Source organism: Pseudoalteromonas sp. Ps84H-4 (genome assembly GCF_024124645.1).
GTDB lineage: Bacteria > Pseudomonadota > Gammaproteobacteria > Enterobacterales > Alteromonadaceae > Pseudoalteromonas > Pseudoalteromonas lipolytica_C.
In genome coordinates, this window is the sequence record NZ_JAMXSK010000010.1 from 1 (window position 1) to 22,121 (window position 22,121).

Here is a 22,121-nt window from a genome sequence, read left to right on the forward strand (position 1 = left end):
GGCGAAGTATTGATAGAGACTTGCCTGGCTGACTTTTGCAACACGAGAAATCTCCGCCATGCCAGCGCCATGAAAGCCTTTTTTAACAAAGCATTGCACAGCACCATCAAGAATAGCCTCGATTTTAGCCTCTCGAGCTGCATAATTCACTGGACGACCTAAATTAGACATAAAAGTACCACTTACTTTAGTGAGTGGTCAATCATATAAATGACGGTGATTCTTGTCAACTGATATCGAGTGACTTAGAAGTGGATTTTTCTGAATGTTACTATCTTTATTATTTTTATAAAAATAGCTTTAGGGTTTTACGGGCAATCTATTACCAACTTTATTAATTTACAAAGACTATTATCTTATTGATTAATAGGCTTCGGAGAGCAGTAAGTTTCTAACTTTATTTGATTACCACATAAGGCGCACTATGCGCCTTTTTTTGTACCAGTAATTCTGTTAGCTTAAAAAATTGCCAATATTTTATGGATAAGTCGTGCGACTATTTAAGTTACTCTGTATTAGTGGTTTTTTACTCTGTACTAGTCTTGTAATGGCTGAACCAGCTGCAGATGATGCGGTTACAAATTACAGCCAACATACGCATAATATCGAATCAAGTAATCTTAGTGAGCAACGCACTGTCGTTGTGCAATTGCCAAAAAGCTATCAAACACATCCAAACAAAAGGTATCCCGTTATTTACCGTTTGGATGGGGCCGGTAATTTACCATTGATTAATGCTGTGCTTGAACGCTTACAAGAAAATGATCAAGCGCCAGAGGTGATTGTAGTTGCAATTGAAAGCACTAATCGACTTAGAGATTTTTATCCTACAGTGAACAAAGAGCCACAAGGGCCTGTTGGCGAAGGCGGTGGTGCAGCAAAGTTTTTAGCTTTTGTAGAGCAAGAACTGATGCCTTTGGTTAATAAACAGTATCGTACTCATGATTATAAAGTTATCGCAGGAGCCTCTGCTGCGGGTGTATTTGCTCTTTACGCAATGCAAGCTGATCCTGAGTTATTTCAAGCGCACATTGCTTATAGCCCTGCGGTATGGTGGAACTATGGCGCTCCGGCTAAGAGTCTAAATACCTTTGTTACTAAAGCCAAAAGCATTAACAGCTATGTATATATGAATATCGGTGAAGAAGCCGGCATTATGCGCGAAAGATACGATGATATGCAGCAAACGATTCAAAATAGTAAGGTGCAAAATCTGCGTTTTAAGAGCGATGCATTTGCAGGTGTTTCGCATAACCTAACCTCAGCTGCTGGGGCATTTAATGCGTATCATGGTTTATTTTTATCTAAACAGATGCCTTTGAGTGCATTGGGCGATGATGTTTCATCAATTGATGCTTATTATCAACGCTTATCACAGCAATGGGGCGAGCAAATAGCGCCACCAGACCGCGCTGTTAGGATGCTGGGTTACAGCTTAACGGATAACCAGCAATTTGAGCGGGCTATTGAGGTGTTTAAGTACAATATCAAAAACTACCCTAAATCAGCGTATGCACTGTCAGCTTTGTCATATGGCTATGAAATGCAAGGTAATATTCGCCAAGCATTAGTTCAAATCGAGGCTGCAATAGCCGTAGCTGATGACTCGTATCCTTACCTAGATTACTTAAAAGAAACAAAAACGAGGCTACAAGCACAGTTGAGCAAGGTTTAATAATATGGCCAACTTAGCTGTTGGCTTTTTAAAGCGCCCCTTTAATATTGAGCAATTATCATAAACCAGTGACTGTTATCTAAAAGGTATTTAACTCACTAATTCCTACTTACCGGGCAATAAATGCGCTAAAATCGCAGGCTATTTTAGTTATGAGCCCACACCTTTTATGACCTCAACCCTAAACCCTAGCAATTTCAACGAGCTTGGTCTTATTCCTGAGCTACTTGCTCGATTATTTGATCTTGAATACACGCAACCGACACACATTCAGGCAAAAGCAATTCCGAGTATTTTGGCGGGCAGTGACTTAATTGCAGGAGCGAATACCGGTTCAGGTAAAACAGCGACATTTGCTTTGCCTATGTTGCAAAAGTGTTTTTTAGGTAAGGCAGTTAAAAAAACACAAGGCAAAGGTAACTTTGTTTCAGGGCTAATTTTAGTGCCAACGCGAGAGCTAGCTGTACAAGTAGCTGATAGCGTTAAATCATATTCTGCAAACTTAAATGGTGCGATTAAAACCGTTGCTGTATTTGGTGGTGTCTCTGTTAATACGCAAATGCAAGCATTGCGAGGCGGTGCAGATATTATCGTTGCAACTCCTGGGCGTTTACTTGATTTGATTTCAAGCAATGCCATTAAGCTTGATAAAGTAAACACCTTAGTGCTTGATGAAGCAGACCGCATGCTGAGCCTAGGTTTTACCGAAGAGCTTGCTGAGCTATTAGCGCTTATGCCCGCTAAAAAACAAACTATGCTGTTTTCTGCAACGTTCCCAGAGCAAGTTACACTATTAACCCAAAAATTGTTAAATGAGCCTGTTGAAATACAAGTTCAAAGTAAAGATGAAAGCACCCTAGTACAGCGCGTATTTATGGTAAATAAAGGTGAGAAGACCACGGTTTTAGCGCACTTGATTAAAACCCATAAATGGCGCCAAACGCTGATTTTTGTGAATGCAAAAAAAGATTGTGAGCATTTAGCAAATAAGCTTGAAAAGCGTGGCATCAATGCACAAGTATTTCACGGTGACAAAGGCCAAAGTGAGCGTACTCGCGTAATCGAAAAGTTTAAAAATGGCGAAATCGAGGTATTAATTGCCACTGATATAGCAGCTCGAGGTTTAGATATTGCTAAATTGCCTGTAGTGATTAATTTCAATTTACCGCGCAGTCCTGCCGATTACATGCACCGTATTGGCCGAAGTGGTCGCGCCGGAGAAGTAGGGTTAGCGTTATCATTGATTGATTATGAAGACTTTCATCATTTTAAAATCATCGAAAAGAAAAATAAACTTCGTTTAGAGCGTGAAGAAGTGCCTGGTTATACATTAAATAAAGCGAACTTTGATGCCGCACAAGCACTTAAAAACGACAAGCCCGTAGCGAAACCTGCGGGAACAGGTAAGAAAAAGAAAAAAAATAAAGCTAACCAACAAGACGATGTTTGGAGTGGCTGGAAGAAACCTTAATAGCCTTAAAAGAAACCCCGCATTACTGCGGGGTTTTTTACTTTTTAACAACCAGTTAAGTATTAAAAGTCAGTCGGTGCTGGTGGCACGATGAGTGGCTTTTTCGGGTTGTCTTTTAGCTCTTTTAATAGCTCTTCTACGGCACGTTCTATCGATGGATCTTTACCTTGGTAGATTAGCTCTGGGCGGTCAACCACCTTGATGTCTGGGGTGACACCTTCGTTTTCGATGATCCAGTTGCCATCGTTATCTAAAATGCGGAATGTTGCCGCGATAACTTGGCCGCCATCTACTAGGCTTGGGTTACCCGAAATACCAATTAATCCACCCCAAGTGCGGGTACCAATGAGCTTACCTAACCCTGCTTGGCGGAAGTAGTAAGGAATAGCGTCACCGCCTGAACTTGAGTAACCATTGATCAGCATGGCTTTTGGACCATCATGAGCAAATTGTGGTGTTTTCGTTGGCTCAACACCACGGCGCTTCCAATAATTAAGCGGTTTACGGGCAAGCCAGGTGATCATGTGCTCAGGAATAAAGCCACCGCCATTGTATCGGTCATCAATAATCATGGCGTCTTTGGTGGTTTGCGGCATGTAGTTTTTGAACATGGCGCGGTTACCTTCGTAGGCTGTATTTGGTAAGTGAACATAACCAATACGACCATTTGATAGCTTATCAACGTAGGCTGCACGAGAGTTAACCCAGTCTAAATAACGCAGACCTTGCTCGCTGGCTACAGGCTTAACGGTAACTTGCCATGCACCTTTGCTGCGCGGTTTACTGTTAAGGACTAGCTCAACTTGCTCGCCTTGAGTGTTCTCTAGTAATTCGTAGAAGTTAGCTACGTCTTTTACTGAGCGGCCATTTACGGCAATGATGTAGTCGCCGTTATGTGCTTTTACTCCTGTTGTACCAAGTGGTGAGCGGAAGTCTTCATGCCAGTTTTCACCTTGGAAGATTTGCTCAATTTTTACGTATCCAGATGGATCGCTGGCAAGTTTTGCACCTAATAAGCCGTGCTTTTTACGCTCTGCTTTAGGCATATCACCCGACTGCACATAAATGTGGCCTGAGTTAATTTCACCTGCGATTTCACTGAGAATGTAATCTAGGTCACTACGGTGTGAGATAGCATCAGCCATAGGTTGATACTTAGCTAAAATTGCATCCCAATCTTGGCCGTGATGGTTTTCATCGTAGAACCAATCACGTAATGTACGCCAGCCTTCAACATACATTTGCTGCCATTCAATTTGTGGCTCAATTTTTAAGGTCATGTTACTAAGATCTAGCTTATTCGCTGCTAGGTCTTGTTTAACTTTAGGCTCAATTAAGCTGTAATCGTTACCCGCATGCACTAACAGGTGCTCACCATTGCTCGAAATAGTGTAGCTGCTTACCCCTTTAGCCACAGTTTCAAGCTCGCTGTCGTGAGCTGTGCCTATCAATTGTAGGCCGCCATTAGCCAGTGTTAGCACGCCACCTTTTACTGCCGTTAAACTGCGATAATCTCCAGCCGGGGCATTTAAAGCGGTAACGCGCTGCATAAATTCACTGCTTTGCAGGCGATTACTGTTTTTCTTGTCGTCATCTTTTTGTTTATCGCTGACGATCGCTGTTTCATCACTTTGTAGTGCAATAAGTGGTTTGATGCTGTCATTTACGGCAGCGGCATAAATACGCGTTGCACGATTAAACATGTAGTCAAACTCGTAGCTGCTAAAGGCTAAGTTAAAGTCGCGCTCAGAGCTGAAGTACAGGTATTGACCATCAGGAGAGAAAGTTGGGTTTTGCTCATTGGTCATTTCATCCGTTAAGCGAGTCACTTTCTTTTTATCAATATTGTAGTGCCACAGTGAGGCATAGCGGTTTTCATTGTTTTTTACATACACAATGTCTTCGCTATTTGGTGACCAAGTATACTGGCGAATACCTTCTTCATCGTAGATGCTGGTATCAATTTTGTGCTGTTTACCCGATTTTGCGTCTATCCACCAGAGTGTGTGGTTCTTATCTGCAAATAACAGTTTTGAGCTATCAGGTGACCAAATTGGTGTAAAACGCCAAATAGTGCCGTTGCTGGTTAGCTGCTTAGTGGCATTGTTGTCGCTGCGATCTTTTAAGTAAATTTCGTATTCGCCGCTTTCATCGCTCATATAAGCAATATAACGACCATTTGGCGACCAGCTTGCGTCAATCTCGCGGCCTTTTGCTGTGTAAGATAGGTTACGTGTTGGGCCTTGTTTAACCGGTACGCTAAATAGCTCACCGCGGGCAGTAAAGAGTGCACGTTTACCATCATGAGAAATCGACATTGAATCGATAAAGTCACTCACATTTTTTGTGTACGGCATTGCGTATTGACGCACACCAGCAATGTTAATGCTAAGCTTGCTGCTTTTTTGAGTTTTTGGGTCAAAGCGATAAAGGTAACCACCATTTTCATAAACAACAGCATTTGGGCCAGCTGATGGCCACAGTACGTCAAAGTCTTTATGGTTGGTTAGCTTCTTATGCTCAGCACCTTTTTGGTATTGATACAGGTTAAGGGTGTAATCACGGTCAGACACAAAGTAAATGTTGTCGCCAACCCAGGTTGGTTGCTGATCGGTTGCGCGGTTACTAGTTAGCTGCTCTGAGGTATTGTTTTTTAGATCGTAAACCCAAACATCTTGTGCGCGACCGCCTCGGGTGCGTTTCCAAGTACGAAATTCACGGTCAATCGGCGTGTAAACATATTTACTACCATCTGGCGAAAGCATGCCGCCGCCCGTTTCAGGGATAGCAAGAGGCTGCTCAAGGCCACCGTCAGCAGGCACCATGTATGGACGACCCATACGTTTACCCCACGGTGTGCGGTTAGCACGAAATACCACATTTTTGCCATCAGGTGTCCAATCGAGAACACGATAATCAAAACCACCGCGTGGTGGCATTGGGCCAACATCGTTGTAGTAAGTGAGTTGTTTTAAGCCAGAACCATCGCTGTTAATTACATAAATTTGACGGCTGCCATTGTATTCGGCTGCAAACGCAATGCGTTTACCGTCAGGTGAAAACTTCGGAAAGGTTTCAAAGCCAATATGGTCGGTTAAGCGTTTGCTATCGCCTGTTTGCGTATTAGCAATGTAAATATCACCACCGTACACAAAGGTAACATTTTGATTATGAATATCTGGAAAGCGCAATAAGCGCGTGTCTTTTGTTTCGTAAGCTGATGCCCAAGGTGCCAGTGTCGCAGCCATGGCCAGTGCCAACGTTGTTAGTTTTTTCATGGGATTACATCCTATTCTGGGAACTGTTACATCATAACAATTCAGTTTTAAATAGCGATGCAGTTGCGATGAACGCAGTGTTACAAAATGTGTCTAAAAATCAAATGATGGAATGGGGCTATGTATTTAGGGGAGTGTCGGCTAAAGCAGGCTTTAGCCGACAAATCATTACTTGTAGAATACTTCTACAGTTCCTTTTACTTTTAATAGTAAAGGTTGGCCGCGGCGATCTAGCGCTTTTGGAGAAGCGATTTTGATCCAGCCTTCGCTGATATTATATTCTTCAACGTCAAAACGCTCTTTGCCGTTAAGTTTTACACCAATTTCATGCTCGAAAACTTCTTCCACATAAAATTTACTACGTGGGTTGATAGAAAGTTGGTTTGGTAATTCTGGTTTTTGTGTATCAGTCATAGTTGCGATCTGCATTGAATAAATTGTGCGCCATTGTAGGCAATACCTGGCATTGGCTCAAGTATCTAAATGGCAAATTTATTGTTTACTCGCAGGCTTGTTCTGAATGTTCAACACACATGGCTACGGCTTCACTCTTTTTATCGAAGTCGTGTGTTAAGCAGTAGTCAAAACGCATGGTTAACTCAATCACCTGTTCATCGGTGCGTTCAGGCCAATGCCAGTCTCTCACTATTTGTCTTGCAGCTTTTCTTACTTCTTTACTAAAACGCTTAGGTGCTGAGTTTTCGATATTAAGGTTTTTCACAACACCATCGGGAGTAACTGCAAAGTTAACAATCGCGCAGCCACTACCTTGCTGATTAAGTAGCCCAGTTGGGTATTGCACATAAGGTATATGATCAAGACGTTGCCATGTTGGCTTACCTGTGGAGGTGTCGAGTACCTGTGCTTGAATATCAACAAAAGGGTTTCGGCCTGATAAATCAGGGTTAGCGAATGAACTTATAGATGTGCATACGAGCGTTAATGCGAAAAGTGATTTATTCATAGTTTTCCCTAACTTGATTGTTTTTTATTCATTTTTTGATACTAGAGGTGAATTTGCATTATGTAAACAAAAAAAGATAGGTAAAAATTCGGAACAAAGTGATTTGTTATACTATATCAATCTGTTTATTTGTGTTATTTTATAACAAAACATATCTTTCAATTTCTACAATTAAGCCTTATGAAGTACTCAACTCTTAGTTTAGCATTAGCTGCGGCGTTTGCAGCGAATACATATGCAGCTGATAACAGCGATATAGAAACGATCACCATTGAGCATAAACAAGCGTTCCGTGGTGATATTCCAACAAAAGATTTACCACAGTCGATCACCACATTAAGTAAAGACATGCTCACCGATAACGGTATCACTAAGTTTCGTGACGCACTGGATTTTTCTGCCAGTATCAGCCGTAAAAATAATGGCGGGGCGCTGTGGGATAGCTACTCAATACGTGGTTTGTCGGGTAACGAAAATATGCCGTCTGGATATTTAGTTAATGGCTTTAGTGGTGGTCGCGGTTTTGCAGGCCCGCGTGATGTATCAAATATTGAATACATCGAAGTATTAAAAGGGCCGGGCTCAGCTCTTTATGGTCGCTCGGAGCCGGGTGGCACAGTAAACATTATTACTAAAAAGCCCCAGTTTTATCAGCAAGGGCAACTTCAAGCCGAGTTAGGTAGCGATGATCACAAGCGTATTCAAGGTGATTACACTAATGGTCTAAGCGATGATTTAGCATTTAGAATCAATGGTGCATGGCAAGATAGCGACAGCTTTAGAGACTATGTTCACCATGACAAATTCGTCATTACTCCTTCGCTTTATTATCAAATTAACGATAACTCATCACTGACCTATGAGTTTGAATACGTTGACCAACAGCAAATGTATGACCGCGGTATTGTGGTGCTAAATGGTGATTTTGATACCGTGCCTGAATCGCGCTTTTTAGGTAATCCAAATGATGCGCCAACTAAGGTGCACTCACGCGGTCATCAATTAAATTACAGCAACGATCTAAACCAAGATTGGAGTTTGTTATTAGGCGCCAGTTACCGTACTGCAACATTAACGGGTTTTTCGTCAGATGCTGAGCTTTCACCATCGCGACAGTCATTATTTGATGATGGTAGAACTTTAACTCGCCAGCACAGATACCGTGACTATGAGTCTGATGATTTATCGCTGCGCTTTGAATTAAGCGGCCATTTTGATGTTGCCGGTATCACCAATCATGTACTGTTTGGTGTTGATGGTTACGACTATGAGCTACGCACGGGGCTTTATCGCTACCGTGGTGGTAATGGCACTTACACCATTGATATCTATGAGCCAGAGTACAGCACCACTGAAGGCCCTGAAGTAAGCATGCAGTACGAAAATAACGAACAGCAAAATGCGTACGGTATTTACCTGCAAGACCAACTAGATCTAACCGATAACTTAAAAGTGATGTTAGGTCTGCGTTTTGATGAAATTGAACAAGATATCTTTGAAACTAAGTCTGGTGTTGCATCAAACAGCAAAGAAAACCGCATTAGTCCACGTTTTGGTGTGGTTTATGCCCTTAATGACGACATTAACTTTTACTCAAGCTATTCAGAAGGCTTTTTACCACTAAGTGGCACCGATGCCGAAGGTAAGCCATTTGGTTTTGAAGAAAGTGACTCGTTTGAAGTGGGTGTTAAGTTTAGTTACGCCAATATCAGCGGTACGCTTGCTTATTTTGATGCAAGTAAGAGCAATATGCTGGTGGCAGATCCAGTAAATGTGGGTTATTCAGCACCTGTTGGTAAAGCAAATAGCACAGGTTTTGAGTTAGACTTAACAGGGTCATTGGGTGATAACACTGAGTACACCCTATCCTATGCTTATGTTGATGCCGAAACTGCCACAGACAGCATAAATGTTGATTGGTTAGTGCCAATTCCTAAAGGCAGCCCGCTTGTGAACGTACCGAAGAATAATCTTTCGATTGGCTTAAACCATGACCTAAGTGTATTTGCACAAGACATAAAGGTTGGCGGTCATTATCAATATGTGTCTGACCGTTTAGGCGACCCAGCTGATTTAACCTTCCGATTACCTAGCTATCAAACCGTTGGTTTATTTGCTAAATGGCGAGCGACTGAACGTACAACGGTGTCACTGAATGTTGATAACGTGTTTGATGAGCAGTATATCGCCAGCTCTTACAATGCATTGTGGGCCTACCCGGGTGCACCAACACAATTCAAATTAGGTTTAAGCTATGACTTCTGAGCAAGTTAAAAGCCGTATTCACAGTATCGACATCATGCGTGGTGTCGTTATTCTGCTGATGTTACTTGATCACGTGCGAGAGCGGTTTTTCTTGCACATGCAGGTGGCCGATCCCATGGTGGTTGATACCACTTCGCCGGGGCTTTTTTGGAGCCGCTTTGCTGCGCACTTTTGTGCGCCAACCTTTATCTTTTTAACCGGTTTGTCGGCGTGGCTTTATAGTCACCCAGCAAGTGGCGTGGCGCGCTCAGCACGAAGCTTTTTAATCAAGCGAGGGCTTTTTTTAATCGCCCTCGAAGTGACACTGATTTGTTTTTCGTGGATGGGTTACTATCACACCATTTGGCTACAAGTGATGTGGGCGATTGGCCTTTGTATGCTGGTGTTAGCAGCATTGATTAAGCTGCCACGCAACCTATTGCTGGTGCTTGGTTTAGTTATCGTATTTGGCCATAACTTACTGACCCCAATCAGCTTTACGCCCGATGAGTTTGGTTACTCGCTGTGGACGATTTTGCATGACCGAGGCTATCTATCACAAGGCGGTTTAATTGACGTAAAAATTAGCTACCCAGTGCTGCCTTGGATTGGCGTAATTTTATTGGGTTACTGTGCAGGCCCTTTATATGCGCACACTCAAGCGGCAGATTCGCGTAAACGAGCATTACTGCTGTTAGCCCTGTTATGTGTGGGATTATTTGCGCTGCTGCGTGGTTTTAATATTTATGGTGAAACCTTGCCGTGGCAAACGTTTAGCACCACAACCGAAACCATGATGTCGGTATTTAACGTGACTAAGTACCCACCTTCACTGAGCTTTTTGCTGATCACGTTAGCAGGCATGTTTGTTGGCTTATGGTTATTTGAAAGACCACTTAACCGCTTTACTAATGCGCTGCGAGTGTATGGCTCTGTGCCTATGTTCTTTTATATTTTTCACCTCTATGTACTGCTGTTTATGTATCAAATAGGCATGCTGATCTGGGGGGCAAATCAAGGGCAATATTTAGGAGTCAGTGATATATCAGGTATTTGGTTTATTACTTTGTTGTTGGCAGTAGGGCTTTATTGGCCAACCAAGAAGTTTAGTGAATACAAGCGTAAGGCTAACAAGCCTTGGTTAAAGTATTTATAATTAACAAATAATAGGTTGCTAGCTCCTGTTTATACGGGGGCTGGCGGTTTATTAAGTTGCTATTTGGGTGAGTTTTTGCGATATTAATTATATTATAATATTAACAGGAAGCTAATAAGATGACTCTGCCTAGTTCTCAATCTGCAAATGCTATTCGCATACTTGCTGTCGATGCCGTTCAACAAGCTAACTCTGGCCACCCAGGTGCGCCTATGGGTATGGCTGATATTGCAGCGGTATTGTGGCAAAACTTTCACCGCCATAACCCATTAAACCCAGACTGGTCTAACCGTGACCGCTTTGTGTTATCAAATGGCCATGGTTCAATGCTTCAATATGCATTGTTACATTTAAGCGGTTACGACGTAAGCATCGAAGATATTAAGCAATTCCGTCAGCTTCACTCTAAAACACCGGGTCACCCAGAATATGGTTACACACCGGGTGTAGAAACAACTACGGGCCCATTAGGTTCTGGTATTGCTAACGCAGTTGGTATGGCAATCGCTGAAAAAACCTTAGCAGCGCAATTCAATAAGCCAAAGTTTGATATTGTTGATCACTTCACTTACTGCTTTATGGGTGATGGCTGTTTAATGGAAGGTATCTCGCACGAAGCATGTTCGCTGGCAGGTACGTTAGGTCTAGGCAAGCTAATCGCATTTTGGGATGACAATGGCATCTCTATCGATGGTGAAGTAGAAGGTTGGTTCACCGACGATACACCTGCACGTTTTGAAGCTTACGGTTGGCAAGTTATCCGTGATGTTGATGGTCACGATATGAATGCAATTGCGGGTGCAATTGAAGCGGCACAAAGCAACACTACGCAACCAACACTAATTTGTTGTAAAACAGTGATTGGTTTTGGCTCGCCAAATAAATCAGGAAGCCATGACTGTCACGGTGCACCACTTGGTCACGACGAAATCGTTGCAGTACGTGAGCAGCTAAACTGGCCGCACCCTGCATTTGAAGTTCCACAAGAGGTTTATAACGAGTGGAATAATCAAGCGAGAGGCCAAGAGCTTGAAGGTGCATGGCAGCAAAAATTTGCAGCTTATAGCAAAGCACACCCTGAACTTGCAAAAGAATATACACGCCGTGTTCTTGAAAAAGCATTACCAGCTAACTTCGCTGAATTAGCTGATGAGTACATTGCTAAATGCCAAGCCGACATGCAAAACATTGCGACACGTAAAGCATCACAAAATGCGATCACCTTCTTTGCTAACCAGCTTCCTGAGCTAATGGGTGGCTCTGCCGACCTTGCCGGTTCTAACTTAACCTTATGGCCAGAAGCAAAAGGTTTACAAGATGCTGCTGATGGTAACTACGTATTCTATGGCGTACGTGAGTTTGGTATGAGCGCAATCATGAATGGTATTGCATTACATGGTGGCTTCATTCCATTTGGCGCAACTTTCTTAATGTTTATGGAATACGCACGTAATGCAGTACGTATGGCTGCATTAATGAAAGCGCAGAGCATTTTTGTGTATACCCATGACTCAATCGGTCAAGGTGAAGATGGTCCAACTCACCAACCAATCGAGCAAATCGCTAACCTTCGCATGACACCAAATATGACTGCATGGCGTCCGTGTGATGAAACTGAAACTGCGGTAGCTTGGCGCCAAGCGTTATTAAAAGAAACCGGTCCAAGTTCACTGATCTTCAGCCGTCAGGGTACAAAAGCAATGGCACGTGATGCACAGCAAGTTGCTGATATTGCAAAAGGGGGTTATGTACTTGTTGATAGCGAACAAACAGCTGAACTTATCCTAATTGCAACGGGTTCTGAGGTAGAGCTAGCTGTGAATGCTGCCGCTGAACTGACAGCACAAGGCAAGCAAGTTCGCGTGGTATCTATGCCATCAACGAATCAGTTTGATAGCCAAGACAAAGCATACCGTCAAAGCGTGTTACCAGCTGGTACACCAAAGATTGCTGTTGAAGCTGCACACCGTGACTTCTGGTTCAAGTATGTTGGCCAAGATGGTGATGTACTAGGTATGGATACATTTGGTGAGTCAGCGCCTGGTGCAGTATTGCTTGAACACTTTGGTTTCACAGTGGCAAACCTAGTTGCAAAAGCAAACGCATTACTTGCTGAATAAAGTGACTGGTAAAAAATTATCGTAATCGCAACACGATAAGCCTGCTTTTACTAAAAGGCATGCAATAAAAAAGCCCGCAAACCTTGGTTTGCGGGCTTTTTGCTGCTTAAACAATCGGCTTAAACTAATTCGCTTAAGATTGACTCTAGTTTCTCTTGGTCAATTGCGAACTGACGAATACCTTGGCTTAGCTTTTCAGTTGCCATAGCATCTTCATTCATTTCCCAGCGGAAAGCTTGCTCAGTCATGGCTGCTGGCGCTTCTGCTTTTTCAGTTGCTGGTAATAGTTTTTGAGTTAAAGGTGCGTCAGTTGCAGCTAGTTCAGCAAGTAACTTAGGGCTGATAGTTAAACGGTCACAACCTGCTAATTCTTGGATTTCACCGATGTTACGGAAGCTTGCGCCCATTACAATCGTGTCGTAGCCGTGCTTTTTGAAGTAGTTATAGATATGCGTGACTGACTTAACGCCCGGATCGTTAGCGCCGTCGAAATCAGCGCTTGCATCTTGTGCTTTGTACCAGTCAAGAATACGACCAACGAATGGTGAAATTAGGTAAGCACCTACTTCGGCACAAGCGCGTGCTTGAGCAAATGCAAATACCAGCGTTAGGTTACAACGGATACCTTGCGCTTCAAGTACTTTAGCCGCTTGAATACCTTCCCATGTTGAAGCAATTTTGATTAACACGCGCGATGTGTCGATACCTTGCTCTTTATATAGAGCAACAAGCTCAAGTGCTTTATCAATGGTTGCTTGAGTATCAAATGATAAACGCGCATCCACTTCTGTTGAAACAAAACCCGGCACTTGCTCCATTAATTTAGAGCCAATTAATACCGCTAGCTTGTCAGCTGCTTTTGTTACAACTTCAGCTGCGTCACTGCTTTGTGCTTTTGCCCATGATACGGCTTCGGCAGCAAGTGGGCGATATTTCTCAATTTGAATCGCGTTTAAGATTAGTGATGGGTTCGTTGTTGCATCTTGCGGTTTATATTCGTTGATTGCTTCAAAATCACCCGTGTCAGCAACAACGGTTGTCACTGCTTTAAGTTGTTCTAATTGACTAGACATAGTTTTCCCATTCTTATCATACAAAAGTTAATGTAGTGGCTTTAACCTATTATTTGTGCTGAAAAAACAATCTAATCTTCCAGAAAAACTGCGCAATAAATCGCCCGCCAGCAGCAAATAATCCTGTTAATAATATTTTTATAATACCTTTACAATCTGGTATTGTTGATATTATCATACAAATAAAGATAATGACTAACAATGTTAGTAAGCAATTAGTGAAAGGTAATTATGTCTCGTTATACGTTGGGATTAGACTACGGGTCGGACTCGGTAAGAGCATTACTCGTTGATGTTGCGACTGGTGAAGAACTTGCCAGCCATTTAGTAAACTACCCGCGCTGGGCACAAGGTTTATATTGTGACCCAAGTAAAGATCAGTTTCGTCAGCATCCACAAGACTATATTGATAGCCTTGTAGAAGTAGTAAATGGTCTTTGGTCACAAGTTCCAGCAGGTACTGCAGACAAAGTAGTGGGTATGAGCTTTGATACGACAGGCTCAACACCTGTAGCAATTAATAGCCAAGGTACACCACTGGCATTAACTGAAGAATTTGCAGAAAACCCAAATGCAATGTTCATTTTGTGGAAAGACCATACGTCTATTAAAGAAGCAAATGAAATCACTGAAGCTGCAACTAACAACGATGTGAACTACCTTTCACACATGGGCGGTATCTACTCTTCTGAGTGGTACTGGGCCAAAGCATTACATATTTTCCGCGTTGATAGCAGTGTTAAAGCAGCCACTTATTCATGGGTTGAGCACTGCGATTGGATGACCGCGCTAATGTGCGGCACAACACACCCTGAAGCATTAAAGCTAGGTCGTTGTGCAACGGGCCACAAACAAATGTGGAACGAGCAGTGGGGTGGTTTCCCACCAAACAGTTTCTTCAGCAATATCGATCCAATATTAGATGGTGTTGTTGATACGTTAAATGCAACGACAGAGCCAAGCGACCAAGTTGCTGGCAACTTAACTGCTGAGTGGGCCGAGAAGCTAGGTTTACCACAAGGTATCGTGATTGGTTACGGTGCATTTGACTGTCACATGGGCGCAGTAGCAGCCAATGTTCGCCCTGGCGTTCTAACTAAAGTAATGGGTACTTCAACTTGTGACATCACAGTAACGTCTAAAGAACAGCTAGGTGATACCTGCGTTAAAGGTATTTGTGGTCAAGTTGATGGCTCAGTGATCCCTGGGCTAATTGGCTTAGAAGCCGGTCAATCTGCATTCGGTGACTTATACGCATGGTTCAAAAACCTAGTACTTTGGCCAACTCGCCAACTTACAAATCTATCTGACGCTGAACAAGCGTTAGTTAACAAGCTAGAAGATTCAATCTTAGTTGATCTATCAAAAGCTGCGGCAGCACTGCCTGTAACAAGCAACGATGTAACTGCGCTTGATTGGGTAAATGGTCGTCGTACGCCAGATGCTGACCAAAGCGTTGCCATGGCATTAACAGGCTTAAAAATGGGCACTGATGCACCTAAGTTCTTCAAAGCACTTGTTGAAGCAACTGCGTTTGGCGCACGTGCTATCACTGAGCGTTTCCGTAGCGAAGGCGTACCAATCGAGTCAGTGGTTGTTATCGGCGGTATCTCTAAAAAATCAGACTACGTAATGCAAACTTGTGCTGATGTTTGGAATTGCCCAATCGACGTTTTAGAAAGTGAGCAAAGCTGTGCATTGGGTGCGGCAATTATGGCTGCGGTTGCTGCGGGTGAGCACGCAACAGTGGCAGATGCTCAAAAAGTTATGGCGTCGTCTGTATGTCATCAGTATTTACCAAACCCTGAGCGCGTTGCTGTGTATGACGAGCTTTATGCCAACTACCAAGCACTTGCAAGCTATGTAAACGGAGACAAAGCATGAGTTTTACTGAACTAAAACGTGAAGTCTATGAAGCGAACATGGAGCTGCAACGTCGTGGCTTAGTAATTTATACCTTTGGTAACGTATCGCAAATCGACCGCGACAAAGGCGTGATTGCGATTAAACCAAGTGGTGTTTCGTACGACCAAATGAAAGCCGACGACATGGTGATCGTTGACCTTGAAAACAACATTGTTGAAGGGTCTATGCGTCCGTCTTCTGACACTAAAACACATGTTCATTTATATCGCCACTTTGATTCAATTGGCGGTGTAACACACACGCATTCGACCTATGCAACTGCATGGGCGCAAGCAAAACAAAGCATTCCTTGCCTTGGCACAACTCACGCTGACTATGTACACGGTGACATCACCTGTACTCGTGAGCTAACCGATGAGCAAGTGAATGGCGATTATGAATTAGAAACCGGTATTCAAATTACTGATGCGTATCAAGACCGCGATCCGAAAGCTGCACCTATGGTGATTGTTGCGGGTCATGCGCCTTTCACGTGGGGTAAAGATGCCGCTCAGTCTGTATACCATGCCGCGCTACTCGAAGAGATTGCACGCATGGCGTATTTAACACGCACTTTAGATCCACACGCAGCTGAACTTAAAAAAGCTGTGATGGATAAACATTATCTACGTAAGCACGGTAAAAACGCGTATTACGGTCAGAGCAAATAGCAAGAATTTAGAGGATTATTAACATGACGACGATGACGAAAGAAGTCTGGTTTGTTACCGGCTCACAACATCTTTATGGTCCTAAGGTGTTAGAAATGGTTGCCAAAGACAGCGAAGCAATTGTAGCGGGCTTGAACAGCGAAGCTAATCTACCAGTAAACTTGGTATGTAAGCCTACCGTTAAGTCACCTGAAGAAATTCACGCTGTTTGCCAAGCGGCAAATACGGATCCTAACTGTGTTGGTTTAGTATTATGGATGCACACTTTCTCACCTGCGAAAATGTGGATTGCTGGCCTAAGCGAATTACGTAAGCCTTGGTTACACCTTCATACTCAGTTCAATGCAGCCCTTCCATGGTCTGACATCAACATGAACTACATGAATACGCACCAAAGTGCACACGGTGACCGTGAGTTCGGTTTCATCGGTACTGTAATGCGTAAAGAGCGTAAAGTTGTTGCAGGTCACTGGCAACGTGCTGACGTACAACAGCAGTTAGATGACTGGTGTCGTGCGGCAAAAGGTTGGGCAGAAAGCCAAACACTTAAAGTTGCGCGTTTTGGCGACAACATGCGTCAAGTTGCAGTTACTGAAGGTAACAAAGTTTCAGCGCAAATTACTTTTGGTTATGAAGTACACGCGTTTGGTGTCGCTGAGCTTGTAAAAGTGGTTGATACTATCACTGAAGAAGAAGTTGATGCACAGTTAGAGCTTTATAAGCAAGACTACGTAATTGCTGACGAAACTCTACAAGACGATTACGCAGTGAAAATGCTACGCAACGAAGCACGTTTAGAGCTTGGTATGGAGCGTTTCTTAGAGAAAGGCGGCTTTAAAGCATTCACTAACTGTTTTGAAGACTTATCAGGTCTTTCTGGTCTTCCTGGTCTTGCTACACAGCGCCTAATGTCGAAAGGCTATGGTTACGGTGGTGAGGGTGACTGGAAAACAGCTGCTATGGTTCGCATCATGAAAGTAATGGGTGAAGGCCGTGACGGCGGTTGTTCATTCATGGAAGATTACACTTACAACATGGGTGAAACTGACCAAGTACTTGGCGCACACATGTTAGAAGTGTGTCCTTCAATTGCAGCACAAAAACCACGTCTTGAAGTTCACCAGCACACTATCGGTGTGAAATGTGATGTAGGTCGTTTATTGTTTACTGCAAAACCGGGTGCTGCAATCAACGTATCACCAATTGATATGGGTAACCGTTTCCGTATTCTAATCAACGAAGTAGATACAGTGGCTCCGCCAGCTGATTTACCTCACTTACCGGTTGCTTCAGCGCTTTGGGAACCAAAACCAAATCTATCTGTAGCATCAGCTGCATGGATCCACGCCGGTGGTGCACACCACACTGCATACAGCCAAGCAGTAACAACCGATATGATTATCGATTTTGCTGAAATGGCTGGCGTTGAAACGATGATCATCGATAAAGATACGACGATCCGTGGTTTCAAAACAGAGCTTCGTCATAACGCAGCTTACTACATGCTAAAACGTGGCCTGTAAGAATTAGTACTTTATGTACTAGAACGTGCTGTGTGTGAGCACGTTCACCCCAAATTTTGTTGTCGATTAAGCCAGTGATGAGCCACGCTCTTCGCTGGCTTATGCTATTGTGAAGCTAAACATTTTAGGAGTAGATATGATCGATTTAAGCGCCTACCAAGGCATTATTTTTGATATGGATGGCACCTTAATTGACTCAATGGGCAGTCACTTACAGGCATGGCAGAAAGCTTGCGAAGCCTATGGGTATCCATTTGATTACGACTACATGTATAGCTTAGGCGGCATTCCGACCGTTAAAACAATTGAAATGCTTAACGAAAAATTTGGTTTAGATCATGACCCCTTGGTTGTGGCAAAAGATAAACACCAGTTTTGGGTTGATTTACAGCACCATCCACAGGTGATTGACGAAACCGTTGCTGTACTTGAAAAGTACCATGGTGTATTACCTATGGGCGTGGGCACGGGTGCTGACCGCGAACATGCAATTGCTCATCTAACAGATACTAATTTAATTAATAAAATTGGTGTCTTAGTGACTGCAAGTGATGTAAGTAAAGGCAAGCCAAACCCTGAAACATTCTTAAAAGTAGCAGAGCTTTTAGGTGTTGAACCAAGTAAATGCGTAGTGTTCGAAGACACGCAAATTGGTTACCAAGCGGCCAAAAGTGCGGGGATGGATTGCATCATGGTGAAAGACGGCAAAATCCAACTTTAGCGATTAAATTTGCAATGACACCTGTATTTGTATTATAAAACTATAAATACAATTACAAAAAGGTTATTCATATGTCATTGCAATGTGTTTTCCAAGGTTTAAAAACAACTCATCAAACAGCCAGTTCGAACACGAAAAAGTCGCGCGGGCTTTATGCATTGTTGGTGACATGTGGAATTGCCCTTACACCAGCTTGTGCTCATCAAGGAGACAATATGACTACTTCCCCTTCAGCATCAATGACGGCCTATGGCGTACTTGCTGATCAGACCCCAGTTAATCAAGTAACGCTGACTAACAGCAATGGTATTAGCGTTGATGTGATCAACTACGGCGGCATTATCACGCGTATTGAAACGCCAGATGCAAAAGGCGAAATGGGTAATATTGTACTGGGTTTAGATAACCTAGAAGCGTACACAAAAGCGACAACTTACTACGGTGCAATCATCGGGCGTTTTGGTAACCGTATCGCAAACGGTAAATTCACCTTAAATGGCACTGAATACCAATTAGCAACTAACGATGGTGACAACCACTTACATGGTGGTGTGCAAGGTTTCGATAAGAAAGTATGGAACATGACACCGTTCACGACGCAAAACAGTGCTGGTGTTACCTTAAGCTTAGTGAGCCCTGATGGTGACCAAGGTTACCCGGGTGAAGTGACGACTGAAGTAACTTACACGCTAACGAATAACAACACGTTAGATATGCAGTTTATTGCTACAACAAGTAAGCCTACCATCATCAATATGACGCAACACAGCTACTTCAACCTAGCAGGTAAAGGCGACATTCTTGATCACCAAATGCAAATTAACTCAAAAGCAATTACCCCTGTGGATGGCGGCTTGATCCCAACTGGTGAGTTGATGGATGTTGCAGGCACACCGTTTGACTTCCGTACTGCTAAAGCAATTGGTCAAGACATCAAAGCTAGCAACGAACAACTGAAACTAGGTAAAGGTTATGACCATAACTTTGTGCTTAAAGACACGCCAAGTAATGAACTTATTGAAGCGGCGACGGTTTACGAAGCAAACTCTGGCCGTACGTTAACAGTTTACACAGAAGAGCCTGCAGTACAGTTTTATTCAGGTAACTTCTTAGACGGTAGTACTCAGCAAGCGTCTGGCTTAGTGCATAATTTCAGAAGTGGTTTTTGTTTAGAACCACAGCATTTCCCTGATGCACCAAATCAGCCAACGTTCCCAAGCACAACATTATTACCGGGTGACGTGTATTCAACACGCATCGTGTACGAATTTGGTACAAAATAAAGGAACACAATCGTGAAAACAACAAAGCTTAAAAGCGCAATGCAAAAGGCTGGCTTAGCCAGCGTATTTGCCTTGTCGTTTGGTGCACTGACTGGTTGTCAGGCTACAGCTGAAGACAACACAGCTAAAACAACTGACGTGGCAGCCACAGAAAAAGCGCCAATCCAAGATAATGGTATTTTTACCAACCCACTTTTTCCTAATGGCGCCGATCCATGGCTTGAATACTGGGATGGTAACTATTACCTAACCACAACAACATGGACATCTGAGTTAGTGATGCGTAAATCACCAACGCTAGCAGGCCTTGCTGATGCAACACCTATCAATGTTTGGTCTGATTCAAACCCTGAGCGCTGTTGTAACTTCTGGGCGTTTGAGTTCCATCGTCTAAAAGGGCCAAACGGCTACCGCTGGTACATGATGTACACAGCTGGTACTGATGGCACTTTAGATAACCAACACTTAAACGTATTAGAAAGTGCCGGTGACGATCCTATGGGTCCATACGAATACAAGGGCGCATTAATGCCTAACGTATGGAACATCGACGGTAACTATCTAACATACAAAGACAAGCTATATGTGATCTACTCACAATGGCAGGGTGATCAGCAATTAAACATTATTGCTGAAATGGAAAACCCATGGACTCTGAAGAAGAACTCACCACATACGGTGATCACGCGTCCTGAGCTAGATTGGGAAATCAGTGGTCGTAAAGTAACTGAAGGTGCTGAAATTTTACAGCACAATGGCCGTACGTTTATGACGTACTCAGCAAGCTTCTGTAATACCCCTGATTACAAACTAGGTATGCTTGAGCTTGTTGGTGACGATCCACTTAAAGCGAGCAGCTGGAAGAAATACGATAAGCCAGTATTTGAGCGTACAGAAGAAGTGTTTGGCCCAGGCCATAACGGCTTTTTCTCGTCGCCAGACGGCACAGAAGACTGGTTAGTTTATCATGGTAATGATTCGGTAGAGCACGGTTGTAGTGCGACTCGTTCATTACGTGCGCAAAAATTTACTTGGAATGACGACGGCACGCCAAGCTTTGGTAAACCATTAACACCAGGCGTTGAAGTCGCACCGCCATCAGGTGAATACGGCCCACTAGTAACGCGAGTGCAAGGTCAGCGCTATCAATTAGTGAATGCAACAAGCGGCTTATGTTTAGACATTGCAGCTGATCCACAAGATGCACGTGCAGTACAACGTCAGTGCGCAAGCACCAATGGTCAATGGGTTATTGATGCAACAACAGATGGTTTTGTTCGTTTAGCGAACCGTGAAGACAGCAAGTTCTTAGAGCTTGAAAGCTGTAATGACGCAGATAACGCTAAAGTACAATCTGCAGCATGGCGCAATAACTTCTGTCAGCAATGGAAAGTAGCACCAAGTACAGATGGTAATGTCTCTATTACTAACCGTTACACAGGCAAGCCATTAGCGGTTGCTGGTTGTTCTGCCGCACAAAACCAAGCGGTTTTACAGCAAAGCGACGCAACAGCGTGTGGCGACTGGCAATTACGCCCTATGGGCAGTGTTGTCGTATTAAGCCAACAAAGTGGTAAAGCACTTAGCGTGGCTGGTACGGTTAAAGCGGGTACCAATGTTGAGCAACAAGCTTTTACGCATAAAGATGCACAGCAATGGTTCTTCGCACCAACTGATACAGGCTATGTAAGCCTTAAACAAAGCGCTGACAGCGAGTTCTGTGCTGCGGTAGCTGATAACGCCTTAGTACCAGGTGCCAACGTAGAAATGGCTTCGTGTGCAGCGAAAACAGCACAGTGGCGTATTGCTCCAGTAGAAGGCGGTGGTGTTATGCTGATCAACCGCTACACAAAGCAAGCACTTGGTTTAAGTAACTGTGGTTTAGCTGAAAACACTAACTTCGCACAACAACCTGATTTAGGTAATAAGTGCCAAGTGTTCCATCTGCGTGAACCAAATTAAGTTATAAGTAAAAAATCGACTCAACCAAAGCCACTTCATTTATGAGTGGCTTTTTTTGTGGCTGAAGACTGTAAG

At 43.3% G+C, this 22,121-nt stretch carries 16 protein-coding genes; 11 read left to right on the forward strand and 5 right to left on the reverse strand.

Annotated elements, in window-relative coordinates:
* On the reverse strand, window positions 1-171 hold a 171-nt coding region (locus tag NH454_RS22355), incomplete at its 3' end, for a helix-turn-helix domain-containing protein (RefSeq protein WP_290442604.1).
* Window positions 172-547: 376 nt separating this feature from the next.
* On the opposite strand from NH454_RS22355, the gene NH454_RS10395 reads away from it, so the two are divergent.
* Complete coding sequence (locus NH454_RS10395) at window positions 548-1,675, forward strand: alpha/beta hydrolase-fold protein (RefSeq protein ID WP_253038991.1); 1,128 nt, start codon at window positions 548-550, stop codon at window positions 1,673-1,675.
* 169 nt (window positions 1,676-1,844) lie between these two features.
* Window positions 1,845-3,146 (forward strand): DEAD/DEAH box helicase, encoded by a 1,302-nt coding sequence (locus NH454_RS10400; RefSeq protein ID WP_253038992.1) that lies wholly within the window; start codon window positions 1,845-1,847, stop codon window positions 3,144-3,146.
* Window positions 3,147-3,208: 62 nt separating this feature from the next.
* On the opposite strand, the gene NH454_RS10405 is transcribed toward NH454_RS10400, so the two are convergent.
* The 3 genes from NH454_RS10405 to NH454_RS10415 form a co-directional block, all read right to left on the reverse strand.
* Window positions 3,209-6,424 carry a S41 family peptidase gene (locus tag NH454_RS10405; protein WP_253038993.1) on the reverse strand — a complete coding sequence of 1,072 codons (3,216 nt, stop codon included), beginning with the start codon at window positions 6,422-6,424 and terminating at the stop codon, window positions 3,209-3,211.
* A 168-nt stretch (window positions 6,425-6,592) separates the two neighbouring features.
* Window positions 6,593-6,838: a DUF3297 family protein gene (locus NH454_RS10410; RefSeq protein WP_171040424.1), complete on the reverse strand. Its 246-nt coding sequence runs from the start codon at window positions 6,836-6,838 to the stop codon at window positions 6,593-6,595.
* 85 nt (window positions 6,839-6,923) lie between these two features.
* Window positions 6,924-7,388 (reverse strand): energy transducer TonB, encoded by a 465-nt coding sequence (locus tag NH454_RS10415; RefSeq protein WP_199527168.1) that lies wholly within the window; start codon window positions 7,386-7,388, stop codon window positions 6,924-6,926.
* Window positions 7,389-7,568: 180 nt separating this feature from the next.
* On the opposite strand from NH454_RS10415, the gene NH454_RS10420 reads away from it, so the two are divergent.
* From NH454_RS10420 to tkt, 3 genes are all read left to right on the forward strand, one after another.
* The gene (locus NH454_RS10420; RefSeq protein WP_253038994.1) at window positions 7,569-9,653 is read left to right on the forward strand and encodes a TonB-dependent siderophore receptor; all 2,085 of its coding nucleotides are present in this window, start codon (window positions 7,569-7,571) and stop codon (window positions 9,651-9,653) included.
* A complete protein-coding gene (locus tag NH454_RS10425; RefSeq protein ID WP_253038995.1) occupies window positions 9,643-10,788 on the forward strand; it encodes a heparan-alpha-glucosaminide N-acetyltransferase domain-containing protein in 1,146 nt (381 codons plus the stop codon). The genes NH454_RS10420 and NH454_RS10425 overlap by 11 nt, the downstream gene beginning before the upstream one ends.
* 119 nt (window positions 10,789-10,907) lie before the next feature.
* Entirely contained in the window at window positions 10,908-12,908 is a 2,001-nt protein-coding gene (gene tkt / locus NH454_RS10430; RefSeq protein ID WP_253038997.1) for a transketolase, read from the forward strand.
* Window positions 12,909-13,027: 119 nt separating this feature from the next.
* On the opposite strand, the gene tal is transcribed toward tkt, so the two are convergent.
* Window positions 13,028-13,981, reverse strand: coding sequence for a transaldolase (tal, locus tag NH454_RS10435; protein WP_253038998.1), 954 nt, complete (start codon window positions 13,979-13,981; stop codon window positions 13,028-13,030).
* Window positions 13,982-14,212: 231 nt separating this feature from the next.
* On the opposite strand from tal, the gene NH454_RS10440 reads away from it, so the two are divergent.
* The 6 genes from NH454_RS10440 to NH454_RS10465 all read left to right on the forward strand — a co-directional run bounded on the left by NH454_RS10440 (window position 14,213) and on the right by NH454_RS10465 (window position 22,046).
* A complete protein-coding gene (locus NH454_RS10440; RefSeq protein ID WP_253038999.1) occupies window positions 14,213-15,865 on the forward strand; it encodes a ribulokinase in 1,653 nt (550 codons plus the stop codon).
* Window positions 15,862-16,557 (forward strand): L-ribulose-5-phosphate 4-epimerase, encoded by a 696-nt coding sequence (locus tag NH454_RS10445; RefSeq protein WP_063528078.1) that lies wholly within the window; start codon window positions 15,862-15,864, stop codon window positions 16,555-16,557. The genes NH454_RS10440 and NH454_RS10445 overlap by 4 nt, the downstream gene beginning before the upstream one ends.
* 23 nt (window positions 16,558-16,580) lie before the next feature.
* Window positions 16,581-18,080 (forward strand): L-arabinose isomerase, encoded by a 1,500-nt coding sequence (gene araA / locus NH454_RS10450; RefSeq protein WP_253039000.1) that lies wholly within the window; start codon window positions 16,581-16,583, stop codon window positions 18,078-18,080.
* Between the two features lie 136 nt (window positions 18,081-18,216).
* On the forward strand, window positions 18,217-18,801 hold the full coding sequence (locus NH454_RS10455; RefSeq protein ID WP_253039001.1) for a beta-phosphoglucomutase family hydrolase: 585 nt from the start codon (window positions 18,217-18,219) through the stop codon (window positions 18,799-18,801).
* Window positions 18,802-19,016: 215 nt separating this feature from the next.
* On the forward strand, window positions 19,017-20,084 hold the full coding sequence (locus NH454_RS10460) for an aldose epimerase family protein (protein WP_235591851.1): 1,068 nt from the start codon (window positions 19,017-19,019) through the stop codon (window positions 20,082-20,084).
* Window positions 20,085-20,096: 12 nt separating this feature from the next.
* Window positions 20,097-22,046, forward strand: coding sequence for a family 43 glycosylhydrolase (locus tag NH454_RS10465; protein WP_253039002.1), 1,950 nt, complete (start codon window positions 20,097-20,099; stop codon window positions 22,044-22,046).
* The last annotated feature ends 75 nt before the right edge of the window (window positions 22,047-22,121 follow it).